Here is a 16,539-nt window from a genome sequence, read left to right on the forward strand (position 1 = left end):
CGTTTTGTCGCCGGGTGCCCTCGATGGCCGTTCTCAGTCGTCGGCCGTGCTCAGTCCTCGCTCGGCGCCGCCGGGAGCTTCGCCTGGATGAGGTCCATGACGGTGGAATCCGTCAGCGTGGTGACGTCTCCCAGCTGGCGGTTCTCGGCGACGTCCCGCAGCAGGCGGCGCATGATCTTGCCGGAGCGGGTCTTGGGCAGCTCGGCCACCGGGAGGATCCGCTTCGGCTTGGCGATCGGGCCGAGGGTGGCGCCGACGTGGTTGCGCAGCTCGGCGACCAGGTCCTCGGTCTCGGCGGCCCTACCGCGCAGGATCACGAAGGCGACGATCGCCTGCCCGGTGGTCTCGTCGGCGGCACCGACGACGGCCGCCTCGGCGACGGACGGATGGGAGACCAGGGCAGACTCGACCTCGGTGGTGGAGATGTTGTGGCCCGACACGAGCATGACGTCGTCGACGCGCCCGAGGAGCCAGATGTCCCCGTCGTCGTCCTTCTTCGCCCCGTCACCGGCGAAGTACTTGCCCTCGAACCGCGACCAGTACGTGTCGAGGAACCGCTGGTCGTCGCCCCAGATGGTGCGCAGCATCGACGGCCACGGCTCGGTCAGGACCAGGTAGCCGCCCCCGCCGTTCGGGACCTCGTTCGCCTCGTCGTCGACGACGGTCGCGGCGATGCCGGGCAGCGGCGTCTGCGCGGAACCGGGCTTGGTCTCCGTCACGCCCGGCAGCGGCGAGATCATCATCGCGCCGGTCTCGGTCTGCCACCAGGTGTCGACGATCGGCGTCCGGTCCGCACCGATGTGCTTGCGGTACCAGATCCACGCCTCGGGGTTGATCGGCTCACCGACGGACCCGAGCACCCGCAGGCTGCTGAGGTCGAACTTCGCGGGGATGTCGTCGCCCCACTTCATGAACGTACGGATGGCGGTGGGCGCCGTGTACAGGATCGTCACCCCGTACTTCTGCACGATCTCCCAGAAGCGGCCCTGGTGCGGGGTGTCCGGCGTGCCCTCGTACATGACCTGCGTGGCACCGTTGGCGAGCGGCCCGTACACGATGTACGAGTGGCCGGTGACCCAGCCGACGTCGGCGGTGCACCAGTACACGTCCGTCTCCGGCTTGAGGTCGAAGACGGCGTGGTGGGTGTACGCGGCCTGGGTGAGGTAGCCGCCCGAGGTGTGCAGGATGCCCTTCGGCTTACCCGTCGTACCGGACGTGTAGAGGATGAAGAGCGGCTGCTCGGCGTTGAACGCCTCGGGGGTGTGCTCGGCGGACTGCCGCTCCACGATCTCGTGCCACCAGACGTCACGGCTGTCGTCCCAGGCGACGTCCTGGCCGGTGCGCCGGACGACGAGCACGTGTTCCACGTTGTCGACCTTGGAGATCGCCTCGTCCACGGCCGGCTTGAGCGCGGACGGCTTGCCGCGCCGGTAGCCGCCGTCGGAGGTGATGACGACCTTGGCGTCGGCGTCCTGGATGCGGGTCGCGAGCGCGTCCGCCGAGAAGCCGCCGAAGACCACGGAGTGCGCGGCGCCGATCCGGGCGCACGCCAGCATCGCGACCGCCGTCTCCGGGATCATCGGCATGTAGACGGCGACCCGGTCGCCCTGCTGAACTCCGAGCTCCAGCAGGGCGTTGGCGGCCTTGGAGACCTCGTCCTTGAGCTCGGCGTAGGTGAGGGCGCGGCTGTCGCCGGGCTCACCCTCGAAGTGGATGGCGACCCGGTCGCCGTGCCCGGCCTCGACATGCCGGTCCACGCAGTTGTACGCGACGTTGAGCTCGCCGTCCTTGAACCACTTCGCGAACGGCGGGTTCGACCAGTCCAGCGTCTCCGTCGGCTCCTTGGCCCAGGTCAGCCGACGGGCCTGCTCGGCCCAGAAGCCGAGCCTGTCAGCCTTGGCCTGTTCATACGCCTCCGCGGTGACATTGGCCTTCGCTGCCAGGTCGGCGGGGGGTGCGAACCTGCGCTCTTCCTTGAGCAGGTTGGCCAGGCTTTCGTTGCTCACGACATCTCCCTTTCCCAGGGTGTCCGTTGTGTCCCAGGCCACAGCTCATCAGACCCGGGGGCCCGATGACAAGGGTCGACGGAAAATTGGTTTAGACCTGTCGGCGGGGTGGGTCCGGAGTTGCTTTTCGGCGCCCCGGTCATCCGTTCCCACGGACGCCGGACGGACCCGGTTCAGGTCTGTTATCCCTTTCACATTCGCTCCGGCCGCAGGTGAAACGCCGGCCCGGGTGTGCCGACGCCCTCTTCAGCCGTAGCCCGCCCCAGGTGTGGTGCCGTCCCGCATGGGAGGCGCGGCCCCGCATCGAGCGTGGCCGCGCCTCCCACTGCACCCCCCTTACGCCGACAGATCCGCCATCCCCACGTGGTCGAACACCGCGTCCCCGTCCCCCTCGGTGAGCAAGTACGCCTGTGCCTCGCCCACGTGGAAGTACATCCCGTGCAGTTCCAGCGCCCCCGCCCGCAGGGCACGGGCCACCGACTCGTGGGCCCGCAGATGCTCCAACTGCTGGACCACGTTGGTCAGACAGAGCTGCTCGACCGCGTCGGCCGGTGCCCGTCCGGCGAGCCGGGCCCATGGTCGGCTCTCGTCGGACAACCGCTCCAAGCTCGGCTGCCCGTGCCGCAGCCACCGCCTGAGCGGGGTCTGTGGGCCGTCGGGCTCCGAACTGAGCAGCGCCTGCATGGCCCCGCACCCGGAGTGCCCGCACACCGTGATCGACCGCACCTGCAGCACGTCCACCGCGTACTCGATCGCCGCCGCCACCGAGTCGTCCCCGCTCTCCTGGCCGGGCTGGGGGCACCTCCCGGCGTCAGCTGGGGGAGGAACGAGGTTGCCCACGTTGCGCACCACGAACAGGTCGCCGGGGCCACTGGAGGTGATCATCGATGTGACCAGCCGTGAGTCCGCGCAGGTGAGGAACAGCTGGGAAGGCTGCTGACCCTCACGCGCCAACCGTGCCAGCTCGCTCCGCACCAGGGGTGCGGTATTGCGGTGGAACGCGCTGATACCGCGGGCCAGTTGATGCGCCCTCGGCCGGCCTGGGTCGGCTCCACCGGACCTGTCGGCTCCGCTCTCACCGGGACCGCCGGGACCGCCGGGACGGCCGGGACGGCCGGGGTCGCCGGGACCGCCGGGGTCGCCGGACCCGCTGCTGTGTCCGTCGGCATCGCGGGCTTCACCGACGGCACCGCCGGACTCATCGACACCGCTGGGACCCGACCTGTCGTCCGTGGCGGGTTCGCCCGGGCTGCCGGGGGCCGGACTGGAGGCCGCGGTGGTGCGAGGTGGGCTCGATTCCGTGGTGTCGCCGGTTCCGGTCGCCTGCACTTTCCCAGGGTGCCCGTCCCGTCCGTCGTGGGACGCGGCGGACTCCGGGATCTCGCACTGGTGGTTGCGCCAGGCCGTCCAGGGGTGGCAACGGCAGCCGGCCGACTCGGCCGTCGCGCTCGCGGCGTCGAGATGGAGGCCGATCGGTGTGGTGGGTTCGCCGATCCGGACTCCGGCTCTGCGGCCGACGAGCTCGACGGAGCCGCCGTGCGCGGTGTGCGTGTTCTGCCAGTCCTGCAGTGACTCGTACGCCGCGTGGTCCATGAACGACCCGTCCAACTCCACGACGACGGGGGCGCCTTGGGGTACGAGATGCAGGGCCCGGCTGAGCCGTGGCACCGCGAGGAACGTCAACTGCCCTCGTACGTGTACGTGATGGACTCCTTCCTTCTCGTCATGCGTGATGCGGGTGCGGGTGAGGCGGTGCAGGGCGACGGCGACGGCCATGGCGATTCCCAGGGCCACGCCCTCCAGGACGCCGAAGACCACCACGCCGAGGGTGGTGACGGCATACACCAGCACCTCTCGGTGGCGGGTCACCGTGCGGATGTGGTGCAGGGACACCATCTGGATGCCGACGGCCATCACCAGGGCGGCGAGCGAGGCGAGCGGGATGAACTCCAGGATCGGGACCATCAGCAGCGCGGCGACTACTACGAGAACGCCGTGCAACATCGTGGAGTTCCGGCTGACGGCACCGGATTGCACATTCGCCGAACTGCGCACGGCCACTCCGGCGACGGGCAGTCCGCCGAGCGTGCCGGAGACGACGTTGGCGGCGCCCTGCCCGAGCAGTTCGCGGTCCAGGTCGGAGCGTCCGACGCGGGTCGGCAGGCCGGGACGTGCGGCCACCATCTTGTCCACGGCGACCGCCCCGAGCAGCGACTGCACGCTGCACACCAGCGTGGTGGTCAGCACCGCGGCGATCAGGCCCAGCGTCGGGCCCTCCGGCAGTCCGGCCAGGGCGTGGCTGTGCCAGGACGGCAGGTCCACCTTGGGCAGGGTCAGGCCGGCGAGCGAGGCGGCCGAGGTGGCACCGGCGACGGCGACGAGCGCGGCCGGGACCTTGCGCAGCAGGCGTCCGGCACGGCCGGGAATCCGCGGCCAGAGAAACAGCAGGGCCAGGGTCAGCGCGCTCACCGACACGGAGGCGGGCCGGAGCTCGGCCAACTGGGCGGGCAGCGCGCGGAGGTTGTCGAGGACGGAGCTCTGCGGGGTGCCGCCGAGGACGATGTGCAGCTGGGCGACGGCGATGGTGACGCCGATGCCGGCCAGCATGCCGTGCACGATGGCGGGGCTGACGGCGAGCGCGCCGCGCGCCACGCGCAGGGAGCCCAGGCCGAGTTGGGCGATTCCGGCCAGGACGGTGATGGCACAGGTCGTCCGCCAGCCGTACTGATGGATGAGGTCGGCGGTGACCACGGTGAGGCCGGCGGCGGGGCCGCTGACCTGGAGCGGGGCACCGCCGAGCCATCCGGCGACGATCCCTCCGACGGCGGCGGCGACGAGGCCGGCCTGGAGGGGGGCGCCGGTGGCGAGGGCGATGCCCAGGGACAGGGGGAGTGCGATCAGGAAGACCGCGATCGAGGCCGACACGTCGGCGCCCGCGATGCGGTGACGGCGGGGCCGGTTCGGGGGTGGGCTGTGGGGCTCGTGGGTGCGCTCCGCTCGACTCGGGTCGTCGGCGCGGGTGGGGACGCAGGCTGACATGTTTCCCGTCTCCTCCGGGGCAGCGCGGTCGCGGATCAGGTGGTCCCCCGCTCATCGGCGAGGGGTCGGGTCGCGGCCGTGTGGTCACGGCGTGCAGCGGCGGGATGCATCAACAGTCGGTAAACGGATCGTAATGCAGAGTAAAGGACCGGCATAGGTTTTCCGAGCAAATGGACTAATAAATCCCTCTAAAGAATGAAGTGGGTAATTAGTCGGCTTGTCGTACTAATTCCTTCTCGGTCCCGTGCGACCTTGGCGGCGCTGTCGGCACCCGAGAGAAGGAAGGTGGACGGAACATGGCCGCCACCCGCAGGTTCGCCGCCCCACGCAGGCTCGCCGCGACGCACAGGCTCGTCGGGACGCACCGGATCGCGGCGGGCACCGCCGTCGCCGCGGTCTGCGCCGCATCGCTCGCCGGTTGCGGGACCGGCACCGATACCACCCGGCAGGGGGCGCCCGGACCCCAGAGGCCGAAGCCGGCGGCGCCCGCGCCCGGAAAGGTGGTCCGCCTGATCGGCGACGGGTCCACCGCGTACACCGGAGCCCAGCCGCACCTGCCGAGACCCGAACGGCTGAAGCCCGGTCAGACACCCCCGCAGTTCGTGGTGTTCTCGTGGGACGGCGCCGGCGAGGACGGCCAGAAGCTGTTCTCCCGCTTCCGCGAGGTCGCCAAGGCGAACAACGCGACGATGACGTACTTCCTCAGCGGCGTGTACATGCTGCCGGACCACAAACGCGACCTGTATCGCCCGCCGCAGCACTCCCCGGGCCGCTCCGACATCGGCTTCAACGACGAGGAGGGCGTCGCCGCCACCGTGCGGCAGTTGCGTCTGGCCTGGCTGGAGGGCAACGAGATCGGAACCCATTTCAACGGCCACTTCTGCGGCAGCGGCGGCGGAGTCGGTGAATGGTCGGTGGAGGAATGGAAGGACGAGATCGCCCAGGCGAAGAGGTTCGTGAAGTCCTGGAAGACCAACACCGGCATGACCCGGGAGGCCCCCCTGCCCTTCGACTACGACAAGGAGCTCATCGGCGCCCGCACGCCCTGTCTGGAGGGCCGGAAGAACTTCGTCAGGGCCGCCCGCGAGATGGGCTTCCGCTATGACTCCAGTGGCGTCAACAACCAGGTCTGGCCCACGAGGAAAGGGGGCCTGTGGGACCTGTCGATGCAGCTCGTGCCCTTCCCCGGGCACTCCTACGAGCAGCTCACCATGGACTACAACTTCATGGTCAACCAGTCGGGCACCACGAGCCAGGGCGACCCCGCCAAGCACGCCTTCTGGGGCGACCAGATGCGCGACGGCCTGCTCAAGGGCTTCCACCGGGCCTACTACGGCAACCGCGCACCCCTGATCATCGGCAACCACTTCGAGTCATGGAACGGCGGCACCTACATGCGTGCCGTCGAGGAGGTCATCGAGGCCGTCTGCAACAAGCCCGATGTGCGCTGCGTCTCCTTCCGGCAGCTCGCCGACTGGCTGGACGCGCAGGACCCGGCGACCCTGAAGAGACTGCGCACCCTGGGCGTCGGCGAGGCCCCGAGGCAGGGCTGGGCGTCCTTCCTGTCGGTGCACCCGGCTCCGGCTCCGAAGGGGGTGCCCGGGGCGCCGGCGGTCAAGCAGTAGCGCTCACGGGGCAGGCGTCAGCCGGGAGTTGCCCGCAGACCGGGCGGGGGCGCTCTCGCCCAGGACGAACCCGGGGTCGATCTGCGCCGCCAGGTCGGCCCCGGTGCGCTCGTTCCCCCAGGACTGGGCGTTCTTCAGGTGGAAGTGCACCATCTGGCGTGTGTAGCGCTCCCAGTCCCGCAGCTCGTACGTCGCGTCCACGGCCGCGTGCAGCCGGCGCAGGGCGTGGCGGTTGGCGTCCTCCAGGAGCTCGAACCGCAGCGGGCGGCCCTTCTCCATGGCACGCACCCAGTCCGAGTGCCCGACGGTCACCAGCAGGTCGTCCCCGACCTCGGCGCGGAGGAAGTCGAGGTCGTCCTGGCCCTGCACCTTGTTGCCGACGACCTTCAGGACGACGCCGAAGTCGCGGGCGTACTCCTTGTACTGGCGATAGACGGAGACCCCCTTCCGGGTCGGCTCGGCGACGAGGAACGTGATGTCGAAGCGGGTGAACATGCCGGAGGCGAAGGAGTCCGAGCCCGCCGTCATGTCGACCACGACGTACTCGTCGGGACCGTCCACGAGGTGGTTCAGGAACAGCTCCACGGCCCCCGTCTTGGAGTGGTAGCAGGCGACCCCCAGGTCGGAGTCCGTGAAGGGGCCGGTGACCATCAAACGGACGGTGCCGCCGTCGAGTTCCACCGGCCGGGCGCATGCGTCGTACACCGGATTCTGCTCGCACACCCGCAGCAGCCGCGAACCCTCGCCGGGCGGCGTCGTCTTGATCATCGTCCGGGCGGAGGCGATCCGCGGATTGGAGCCGCGCAAATAGTCCTTGATCAGCGGCAACCGCTCGCCCATCGCGGGCAGTGCGGCAGCCTCCGCCTCGTCGAGTCCGAGCGCGGCTCCCAGGTGCTGGTTGATGTCGGCGTCGACGGCGACGACCGGCGCGCCCGTCGAGGCGAGCCAGCGGATGAAAAGGGAGGACAGGGTCGTCTTGCCGCTACCACCCTTGCCCACGAAAGCAATTTTCATGTTCACGAAGGGTAGTGGGGTGATAGCTGTATGTGTCAGGCGTGGGTGGCGAAGGCCACCCGATCGTGGGGTGCGGCCGTCGAAGGGGACGAAGCCCGATGGGGGGTCGCGGCCGGGTGGCGGGTGGGCGCGTAGTGTCGTACTCATGAGTACGACAGGTGCGACCGCCGATCCGCTCGCGGCCCTCGGGGCACTGCCCGGTGTGCCCGAGTCCGTGGAGTCCGTGCGCAAGGCCGTGGACCGGGTCTACGGGCACCGGATCATGCGGCGTCGCAGCAACGAGATCACCTCCGAGGCGGCCCTGCGCGGCGCCCGCGGCTCCGCCGCACTGTCGGGTGCCGACTGGGCCCTCGAAGAGGTCCGTCGGCGTACCGACTTCAGCGGTGACGACGAGGCGCGCGTCATGGGCGCGGCCCTGCGGCTCACCGCCGAGGCGGGCCAACTGCTGTCCATCTGGCGGCAGTCCCCGCTGCGGGTGCTGGCACGGCTGCACCTGGTCGCCGCGGCGAGCAACGACGACAAAGTCGGGCGTCCGCGCCAGGAAGGCGAGCCGGTTGACGAGCCGCTGGTCGAGCTGCCGCCACCGAGCGCGGCGGAAGTGCATGGCCGTCTGGAGGGGCTGGCCGAGCTCATCATCGCCGGTGGTTCGGCGCCCGCCCTGGTGACGGCCGCCGTCGTGCACGGTGAGCTGCTCGCGCTGCGCCCCTTCACGTCCCACAACGGCCTGGTCGCGCGCGCGGCCGAGCGCATCGTCCTCGTCGGCAGCGGCCTCGACCCGAAGTCCGTCTGCCCTGGCGAGGTCGGCCACGCCGAACTGGGCCGCGCGGCCTATCTGGCGGCGCTCGACGGCTATGTCTCCGGCACGCCCGAGGGCATGGCCGCCTGGATCGCCCACTGCGGCAAGGCGATCGAGCTCGGGGCGCGCGAGTCGACGGCGGTGTGCGAGGCGCTGCAGCGCGGCGCGGCGTAACGCACGCGCGCGTGAGGCGTCGTACGGCGGATTGAGCGCCGTAAGGCACGAAAAAAAGCCCCGCGCGGGGCTCATATGAGTTGCGGCGGTACGAGGATTCGTACCGCCGCTGGCATGTCCACCGGGGTACCAAGCGTCCTCGATATGTTGCCCATCAGGTCGGGAACTTTGCCCGTCACCTGGTGCGGCTGGCCCGTAATCGACGGGTCGACGTCGCGTGGGTGCCCGGTGTCCATGCTCGGTCCGTGGGGCCAAATGCGTATTAAAGGTGATCCTCTCGGATGTCCTTGGTCTCGCGGGCCGTTGAGTCCTTTGTACTCCAGGACCCAACCAAGCGGAAGCCCTGGCTGCAGTTCTTTACTTTTACCCTCAAAAAGGCGCCAAACGGGCGCCGATACCTCGAACAATGCACACGGAACCTGCGATGCGCAGGTCAGTTCAGGCGAGTGTCGTACGGCGTCGGCTCGCGTACCAGACGAGGCCCGCGGTGGCCGCGGCCGCTCCTATGGCGGCGACCGCGAGGAGAGCGGGACGCGGTGGTACGGAGAAGGAGGGGATCCGCTGCTTGAGCCGAACCGGGCGGTGGAAGTCGAGAATCGGCCACCCGCGCGTGAGGGCCTCGCGGCGCAATGCGCGGTCGGGGTTCACGGCGTGCGGGTGCCCGACGGACTGAAGCATCGGCAGGTCGGTGGCCGAGTCGCTGTAGGCGTAGCAGCCGGAGAGGTCGTAGCCCTCGGACTCGGCCAGCTCCTTGATCGCCTCGGCCTTCGTCGGGCCGTAGGCGTAGTACTCCACCTCCCCGGTGAAGCAGCCGTCGTCACCCACGACCATGCGCGTGGCCACCACGCGGTCGGCGCCGAGCAGCTCGCCGATCGGCTCGACCACCTCGGCGCCCGACGTGGACACGATGACGACGTCGCGGCCGGCCGCGTGGTGTTCCTCGATGAGGGAGGCGGCCTCGTCGTAGATGATCGGGTCGATCAGGTCGTGCAGCGTCTCGGCGACGATCTCCTTGACCTGCTGGACGTTCCAGCCACGGACGAGCGCGGACAAGTACTCGCGCGTGCGCTCCATCTGGTCATGGTCCATACCGCCGACGCGGAAGACGAACTGGGCATATGCGGTGCGCAGGGCAGCCCTGCGGTTGATCAGACCGCCTTGGTAGAACGACTTGCTGAACGTGAGCGTGCTCGACTTCGCAATGACCGTCTTGTCCAGGTCAAAGAAGGCGGCTGTGCGGGGCAAGGAGTGGTTTTCCACGACCCTGAGCATAGGGGGAGCCCATTCGGCGTAAGGTGGGCGCGTGGGTTTGCCTGAGAGGGCTCTCGGGTACACCATGGAAGTCACGGATCGTTCGCGACCGTGCTAACCCGGTCCGACTCCTCCCCCCCCGAGTCGGCCGTGGAGACGACCCCCGCTCTCCCCCCCGGCGGGGGTCGTCGCATGTCCGGGGTGGTTTCTCTCCTTCGAACGTGGCCGCAGTGCCAGAGCGAGGCTGCTGAGCCCGCATCTGCGCCATGCCCGTGATCCGTGACTGTGCGTAGCCGTCGCGCTGCTCTGCGGAAGTCGCACAGGGGTCGGTACGAGAGTCACCGGTATGGGTGACGGCGATATTCACAACCGCCGAGTTGTCCACAGTTATCGACCAAGATCCACACGATTTCCGGGATCGCTGCACCGTGATTCCAGCGCGCCCTGCTCGGGCCGACTTCATGGCCGGTTCCGGTTAGTCGGGCGTGTTTGGCTGGTTCGTATCGGCCGTTCATATGGAGGCCGCTTGCCGGTTCTTCACATGTTTGGGATTCGCGGGGCCGCAGGGCTGCGCGAGTGATGCAGCGAAGGGGGATGGAAACCGTGGCCGCAGCCGTCACACACGATCCGCCGCCCACCGCCTCAGGGCGGCCGGGCAAGCCGTTGATCGTCACGGAAGACGCCGTACTGCTTGACGACCTGCTGCGCCTGTGCGCGGCAGCCGGCGCCACACCCGAGGTCCACCACGGGGTGCCCGAGCCCAGAGGGAGCTGGGAGGCCGCGCCGCTCGTCCTGGTCGGCGACGACGCCGCACGCCGTGTGCGGGGCGCCGGACGCAGGCGTGGAGTGGTGCTGGTCGGCCGGGACCAGGACGACTCGGGGGTCTGGCGCCGGGCCGTCGAGATCGGCGCGGATCACGTCCTGATGCTGCCCGACGGGGAGCAGTGGCTGGTCGACCGCATCGCCGACGTCGCCGAGGGCGTCGGCCGGCCCGCCCTCACCGTCGGGGTCATCGGCGGCCGCGGCGGGGCCGGAGCGTCGACGCTCGCATGCGCCCTCGCGGTCACCGCCGCGCGTGAGGGGCTGCGCACGCTGCTCGTGGACGCCGATCCGCTGGGCGGCGGACTCGACGTCCTCCTCGGCGGCGAGGCGACCGAGGGCCTGCGCTGGCCCGCGTTCGCCGGCTCGCGCGGGCGGCTCGGCAGCGGCGCCCTGGAGGAATCCCTGCCGAAACTGCACTCTCTACGGGTCCTGAGCTGGGACCGCGGCGAGTGCCTCGCCGTCCCGCCGCAGGCGATGCGAGCGGTGCTGGCCGCGGCCCGGCGCCGGGGTGGCACGGTCGTCGTCGACCTGCCCCGCCGTATCGACGACGGAGTCGCGGAGGCCCTCGCCCAGCTCGACGTCGGGATCCTCGTGGTCCCCGCCGAACTGCGCGCCGTCGCCGCCGCCCGGCAGGTGGCCTCCGCGGTCCGGATGGTCCTACGGGACCTGCGGGTTGCCGTACGCGGGCCGTACGCACCCGGGCTCGACGACCGCGAGGTGGCGCGGCTCCTGGAACTGCCGCTCGTGGGCGAGGTGCCGGTCGAGTCGGGACTGCTGCGGCCGCACGAGAGCACGGCTCCGCCGGGCGCGGCGGGACGGGGGCCGCTGGCGCGGTTCTGCCGGGAGTTCTGGGAGCGCGCGGTGCTGGAAGCGAGGGCGGCATGAGTACGGCTTCAAGGCTCGACTGGGTGAACGGCAGCGCGGCTGGCTCGGTGCGGGCAGCCCCCGAGCGGTGGAGGTCGGGCGGGACAGCGGCCGGCACAGCGCGCAGGGCGACGCCGCGTTGGGCGTTGGACGGCTCGGCGAGCGATGCCCTTGCGGGGCGGTTGTCTGAACGTGGGGCGGGCTCGGCGATCGCGGGGCGGGACGCGGACCGCGTGGGGAGTGCGGCTGTTGCGAGGCGGGAGCCGGACCGTGCGGTGAGTGTGGCGAGTGCGCGGAGGGAGGCGGGGCCCGTGGGAAGTGCGGCTACTGCTCGGCGGGCGTCGGGCGGTCGTGATGGTTCGTCGGCTGTGCAGTGGGCGTCGGGCGGTTGGGATGGTTCGTCGGCTGTGCGGCGGGACTCGGGCGATCGGGATGGTTCGTCGGCTGCGCGGTGGGCGTCGGGCGGTTGGGATGGTTCGTCGGCTGTGCGGCGGGACTCGGCCGATCGGGAGGGTCTGCCGCCAGTGCGGTGGGCGTCGGGCGACCGGGATGGTCTGTCGGCTGTGCGGTGGGCGTCGGGCGGGACGGTGGCCGGGGCGGGTATGCCGGCGGGGTTGCTCGATGGTGTGCGGCAGTGGCTGGCCGAGAGCGGGGCCGAGCCGACGCCCGCGCGCGTGGCGCAGGCACTGCGGGAGCAGGGCAGGGTGTTGGGAGACGCCGAAGTCCTGGGGGCGGCCGAGCAGTTGCGGTCGGAGCTGGTCGGAAGCGGGCCGCTGGAGCCGCTGCTCTCCGATCCGTCCGTGACGGATGTGCTGGTGTCGGCGCCGGACCGGGTGTGGGTGGACCGGGGCGGTGGCCTGGAGCTCACCTCCGTGTCCTTCCCCGACGCGGCGGCCGTACGACGCCTGGCGCAGCGCCTCGCCGCGGTTGCCGGTCGGCGACTGGACGACGCACGGCCGTGGGTGGATGCCCGGCTGCCCGACGGGACTCGGCTGCATGCGGTGCTGCCACCGGTCGCCGTGGGCTGTGCCTGCCTGTCGCTGCGGGTTGTTCGGCCGCGAGCGTTCACGCTCGACGAGCTGGTCGCGGCGGGCACGGTGCCACCGGGCGGGGACCGGGTGCTGCGGGCCCTGGTCGACGCGCGGCTGTCCTTTCTGATCAGCGGAGGGACCGGCAGTGGCAAGACGACGTTGCTGAGCGCGCTGCTCGGGCTGGTCGGGCCGGGCGAACGGATCGTGCTCGCGGAGGACTCGGCGGAGCTCAGACCGGACCATCCGCATGTCGTACGGCTGGAGAGCAGAACCGCCAACCAGGAGGGCGCCGGCCTCGTCACCCTCGAGGACCTGGTGCGGCAGGCACTGCGGATGCGGCCGGACCGGCTGGTCGTGGGCGAGGTGCGCGGACCCGAAGTGGTCGATCTTCTGGCCGCGCTGAACACCGGCCACGAAGGAGGCTGCGGGACCGTCCACGCGAACACGGCAGCCGACGTGCCGGCCCGGCTGGAGGCGCTCGGGACCGCGGCCGGGCTCGACCGGGCCGCGCTGCACAGCCAGTTGGCGGCCGCGCTGTCGGTCGTACTCCACCTCGTGCGCGACCGGACCGGGCGTCGGCGGATCGCCGAGGTCCATGTGCTGGAGCGGGACGTGTCGGGGCTGGTGCGGACGGTGCCGGCGCTGCGGTGGGGAGCGGAGGCGTTCGCGTACGAGCGGGGGTGGGAGCGGTTGCGGGGGCTGCTTCGGGAGGAGAGCGGTGAGCGGCGGGGTGATTGCGATGGGTTCGGTGAGCGGCGGGGTGATTGCGATGGGTCCGGTGAGCGGCGCAGTGATTGCGAAGGGTCCGGTGAGCGGCGAGGTGATCGCGATGGGTTCGGTGGGCTGAATGGGTGAGATGTCGTTGGGCGCGGCTGTGGCGTGTCTCGGGGCCGCGGTTTGGCTGCTGGGCGGGCGGAACTCCGGGGCGCGGCGGGCGCAGTTGCTGCTCGCGGGCGGTGGGGTGGTGGGAGCCGGGCCTCCCGACTGGCGGCAGGTGGCCGGGGAACTGCGGCGGCTGCGGGGGCGGTTGCGGGCCGAGTGGTGGGCGCCGGCCGTCGGGCTGGTGCTGGCCGTGCTGGGGTCGTCGGTGCTGCCGGTCGTCGCGGGGGCGGCCGGGGTGCCGTTGCTGCGCAGGGTGCGGCTGGCCCGGGAGGCGCGGCGGGCACGGGAGCGTCGCGGGGACGCGGTGATCGCTCTGTGCGGGGCTCTTGCCGGGGAGGTGCGGGCCGGGCGGCAGCCGGGTGCGGCGCTGCTGCGGGCGGCGCGGGACTCCGGCGGGCTCGGTGAAGCGCAGGCCGCGGTGCTGGCTGCGGCGCGGTTCGGCGGGGATGTGCCGGGCGCGCTCGCCTGTGCGGCACGGCAGCCGGGTGCCGAGGGCCTGAGGGGGTTGGCGGCATGTTGGCGGGTGGCCGTGGACCAGGGCGCCGGGCTCGCGGCCGGACTCGACCGGCTGGAAGGAGCGTTGCGGGCCGAGCGGGATCAACGCGCCGATCTGCGCGCTCAGCTGGCGGGCGCCCGCTCGACCGTGGTGATGCTCGCCGGGCTGCCGGTCCTGGGGCTGCTGCTCGGGGCCGCCATGGGGGCCGACCCGCTGCATGTGCTGCTGCACACCGGGGCGGGGCTCGCATGCCTGGTGGTCGGCGGAGTGCTGGAGGGGCTGGGGATGTGGTGGGCGGTGCGGATCGTGCGGGGAGCGGAGGCGGTGTGAGGACTCGCGTCGGCGGGGGCGTGACAGGAGCCGGAGTCATCGCAGGCATTGGAGCCATGGCAGGGATCCGGGGGCTGAGAAGGGGACGGCGTGAGGAATCGCTCGGGCCGGGGCGTGAGAGGGAGGTGACGGTGTGAGTGCGGAAGTTGTCCACAGGCTGGGGGTGACCCTGGGGGCGGTGTTGGTCGTCGGGTGGCTGTTGCGTTGGTTCGTGACGGCACGGCACGAGCGGAGAGTCCGGCGCCGTCTGGCTGAGCTGATGACCACCACCGACGTGACGTCGAAACGCCGACGGTTCGACGTGCGTCAGAGCGCGCGGCAAGGGCTGCCCACGGTGGCGGTCGTGGGCGCCGGTTGGGTGCTGGTCGGTGGTGTCGCCGGGCCGGTAGTGGGGCTGTTCGTCGCCGGCGCGCTGTGGCTGTGGCGGCGTCGGCAGGGAGCCGCCGACGCCGAGGAGAAGGTCGACGCCGGTGAGGTGGTTCGGCAACTACCGCTGGCCGCCGAACTGTTGGCGGCTTGCATCGCGGCGGGAGCCGGGCCGGTGATCGCGGCGCAGGCCGTGGGCGAGGCCTTGGGTGGCCCGGTCGGAGACGCGCTGGCGCGAGGCGCTGCGGAGGTGCGGCTCGGTGGTGAACCGGGCGAGGCGTGGCAGCGGCTGGCCTCGATGCCGGGGGCCGGGGCGTTGGCGCGGTTGCTGGAACGGGCCGATGTGTCGGGGCTTCCGGCGGCCGGCCCGGCCGCGCGGCTCGCGGCGGAGGCCCGCGCCGACTGGGCGCGCACCGCGACGGAACGGGCCAGGCGGGCGGCCGTCATGGTCACCGCGCCGGTGGGGCTGTGCTTCCTGCCCGCGTTCATCGCGGTCGGCGTGGCGCCGGTGGTGGTCGGGCTTGCGGGCGGGGTGCTGGGAGGGGGTGGTGGATGACGGGGTGGGGGCGGCGACGCCGCAGGTCAGCGGAGGGATTTCGGAGTTCGGCAACAGATGTTCAGCGATAGATGTTCAGCATCAGACGTTCAGACAGCAGACGTTCGGCAGCCGATGTTCGGCAGCCGGTTTCGACAGGACTGAGCCTTACGGGGGTTGAGATGTGCAAGGCGGTACGGGCGCGGATGCGCAAGCTGGTGTGCAGGGTGCGCGGGGCGCGGAGGGACGCGGGGATGGTCACCTCCGAGTACGCGATGGGGATCGTCGCGGCGGTGGCGTTCGCCGTGGTGCTCTACAAGGTCGTGACGAGTGGGCAGGTCAGCGCGGAGCTGCAGGCCATCGTGAAGCGGGCGCTCGATGCGCGGATGTGAGCGGGAGCGCGAGTGGGGGTCGGAGCGGGTGCTGGATCGGGCGCGGGAGCGGGTGCCGGCCCGGAGGTTGGACCGGGGACCGGCCCGGAGGTTGGACCGGGGACTGGCCTGGAGGTCGGACCGGGGGTTCGTGACGGCGGAGTCGGCTGTGGTGCTGCCCGTGCTGGTGATGTTCGCGATGGCGCTGGTGTGGGGGCTGCTCGTCGTGGCCGCACAGATCCAGTGCGTGGACGCGGCCCGGACGGGTGCCCGCGCCGCAGCCCGGCAGGATCCGGCCGACGCGGTCGTCGAGGTGACTCGTGAGGCGGCACCGCGTGGCGCGACGGTCACGGTCGGCCGGGAGGGGGACGAGGTTCGCGTGGTCGTCGTGGCCAAGCCGCCGCTGCTGCGTGGGCTTCCCTTCGAAGTGCGGGAGGAGGCCGTGGCGTCGGCGGAGGAGATGGTGGGGGCGGGCACATGAGTGGGGGTTCCGCCGTGGGAGGCGGCCGGCAAGCGCTTCGCAAACGTGCCGCCGATCTGCGTTCCGACCGCGGTTCGGCCACGATCTGGAGCGTCGGTGCCATCGCCGTGCTGTGCATCGTCTTCGGCGTCGTCCTCGCCCTTGGTCAAGCCGTCGTGACCCGGCATCACGCGGCACGCGGTGCGGATCTCGCGGCGCTCGCGGCGGCCGACCACTGGGCGGAGGGCGGTGCGGCGGCCTGCGCCCGTGCGGAGCGGGTGGCCCGGGCACAGGACGTGCGGCTCGTGCGGTGCGAGGTGGTGGGCGAGGTCTCCGACGTGACGGCGGCGTCGGGCCGAGGGCCGTTCGCCACGGAGGTCAGGGCGCGGGCGGGACCTGCGGGCCCGGCCCTGCCGATGGGGCCTCCGCCGTCCGGCCCTGCGGAGACGGATCGGTCGACTCCGGCCCTTTGACCGG

General features: G+C 71.5%; 13 protein-coding genes. 9 read left to right on the plus strand and 4 right to left on the minus strand.

Annotated elements, in window-relative coordinates; translation table 11 throughout:
- Positions 1 to 50 precede the first annotated feature (50 nt).
- Both acs and ACQEV2_RS23380 read right to left on the minus strand, forming a co-directional pair.
- Positions 51 to 2,006, minus strand: coding sequence for an acetate--CoA ligase (acs, locus tag ACQEV2_RS23375; RefSeq protein WP_433044765.1), 1,956 nt, complete (start codon positions 2,004 to 2,006; stop codon positions 51 to 53).
- A gap of 336 nt (positions 2,007 to 2,342) precedes the next feature.
- Positions 2,343 to 5,045: a SulP family inorganic anion transporter gene (locus tag ACQEV2_RS23380; protein WP_433044768.1), complete on the minus strand. Its 2,703-nt coding sequence runs from the start codon at positions 5,043 to 5,045 to the stop codon at positions 2,343 to 2,345.
- Between the two features lie 296 nt (positions 5,046 to 5,341).
- Here ACQEV2_RS23380 and ACQEV2_RS23385 point away from each other — a divergent pair, with 296 nt between their 5' ends.
- The gene (locus ACQEV2_RS23385) at positions 5,342 to 6,670 is read left to right on the plus strand and encodes a hypothetical protein (RefSeq protein WP_433044770.1); all 1,329 of its coding nucleotides are present in this window, start codon (positions 5,342 to 5,344) and stop codon (positions 6,668 to 6,670) included.
- Between the two features lie 3 nt (positions 6,671 to 6,673).
- On the opposite strand, the gene ACQEV2_RS23390 is transcribed toward ACQEV2_RS23385, so the two are convergent.
- Entirely contained in the window at positions 6,674 to 7,684 is a 1,011-nt protein-coding gene (locus ACQEV2_RS23390) for an ATP-binding protein (RefSeq protein ID WP_433044772.1), read from the minus strand.
- 145 nt (positions 7,685 to 7,829) lie between these two features.
- Between ACQEV2_RS23390 and ACQEV2_RS23395 the strand changes: the two genes are divergently transcribed.
- The gene (locus tag ACQEV2_RS23395) at positions 7,830 to 8,654 is read left to right on the plus strand and encodes an oxidoreductase (RefSeq protein ID WP_433044774.1); all 825 of its coding nucleotides are present in this window, start codon (positions 7,830 to 7,832) and stop codon (positions 8,652 to 8,654) included.
- A gap of 438 nt (positions 8,655 to 9,092) precedes the next feature.
- On the opposite strand, the gene ACQEV2_RS23400 is transcribed toward ACQEV2_RS23395, so the two are convergent.
- A complete protein-coding gene (locus tag ACQEV2_RS23400) occupies positions 9,093 to 9,926 on the minus strand; it encodes an HAD family hydrolase (RefSeq protein WP_433044777.1) in 834 nt (277 codons plus the stop codon).
- 573 nt (positions 9,927 to 10,499) lie between these two features.
- Between ACQEV2_RS23400 and ssd the strand changes: the two genes are divergently transcribed.
- The 7 genes from ssd (at position 10,500) to ACQEV2_RS23435 (ending at position 16,535) form a co-directional block, all read left to right on the plus strand.
- Positions 10,500 to 11,612: a septum site-determining protein Ssd gene (gene ssd, locus ACQEV2_RS23405; RefSeq protein WP_433044780.1), complete on the plus strand. Its 1,113-nt coding sequence runs from the start codon at positions 10,500 to 10,502 to the stop codon at positions 11,610 to 11,612.
- 581 nt (positions 11,613 to 12,193) lie between these two features.
- A complete protein-coding gene (locus ACQEV2_RS23410; RefSeq protein WP_433044783.1) occupies positions 12,194 to 13,477 on the plus strand; it encodes a TadA family conjugal transfer-associated ATPase in 1,284 nt (427 codons plus the stop codon).
- 1 nt (position 13,478) lies between these two features.
- Positions 13,479 to 14,330 (plus strand): type II secretion system F family protein, encoded by an 852-nt coding sequence (locus tag ACQEV2_RS23415; protein WP_433054710.1) that lies wholly within the window; start codon positions 13,479 to 13,481, stop codon positions 14,328 to 14,330.
- Positions 14,331 to 14,463: 133 nt separating this feature from the next.
- Positions 14,464 to 15,252 carry a type II secretion system F family protein gene (locus tag ACQEV2_RS23420; RefSeq protein WP_433044786.1) on the plus strand — a complete coding sequence of 263 codons (789 nt, stop codon included), beginning with the start codon at positions 14,464 to 14,466 and terminating at the stop codon, positions 15,250 to 15,252.
- 161 nt (positions 15,253 to 15,413) lie between these two features.
- The gene (locus ACQEV2_RS23425) at positions 15,414 to 15,623 is read left to right on the plus strand and encodes a DUF4244 domain-containing protein (protein ID WP_433044789.1); all 210 of its coding nucleotides are present in this window, start codon (positions 15,414 to 15,416) and stop codon (positions 15,621 to 15,623) included.
- Positions 15,610 to 16,083 (plus strand): TadE family type IV pilus minor pilin, encoded by a 474-nt coding sequence (locus ACQEV2_RS23430; RefSeq protein ID WP_433044792.1) that lies wholly within the window; start codon positions 15,610 to 15,612, stop codon positions 16,081 to 16,083. The genes ACQEV2_RS23425 and ACQEV2_RS23430 overlap by 14 nt, the downstream gene beginning before the upstream one ends.
- The gene (locus ACQEV2_RS23435; RefSeq protein WP_433044795.1) at positions 16,080 to 16,535 is read left to right on the plus strand and encodes an Rv3654c family TadE-like protein; all 456 of its coding nucleotides are present in this window, start codon (positions 16,080 to 16,082) and stop codon (positions 16,533 to 16,535) included. Before ACQEV2_RS23430 ends, ACQEV2_RS23435 begins: the two co-directional genes overlap by 4 nt.
- The last annotated feature ends 4 nt before the right edge of the window (positions 16,536 to 16,539 follow it).

The sequence above is a fragment of the Streptomyces sp. CA-251387 genome (assembly GCF_050936625.1).
GTDB lineage: Bacteria > Actinomycetota > Actinomycetes > Streptomycetales > Streptomycetaceae > Streptomyces.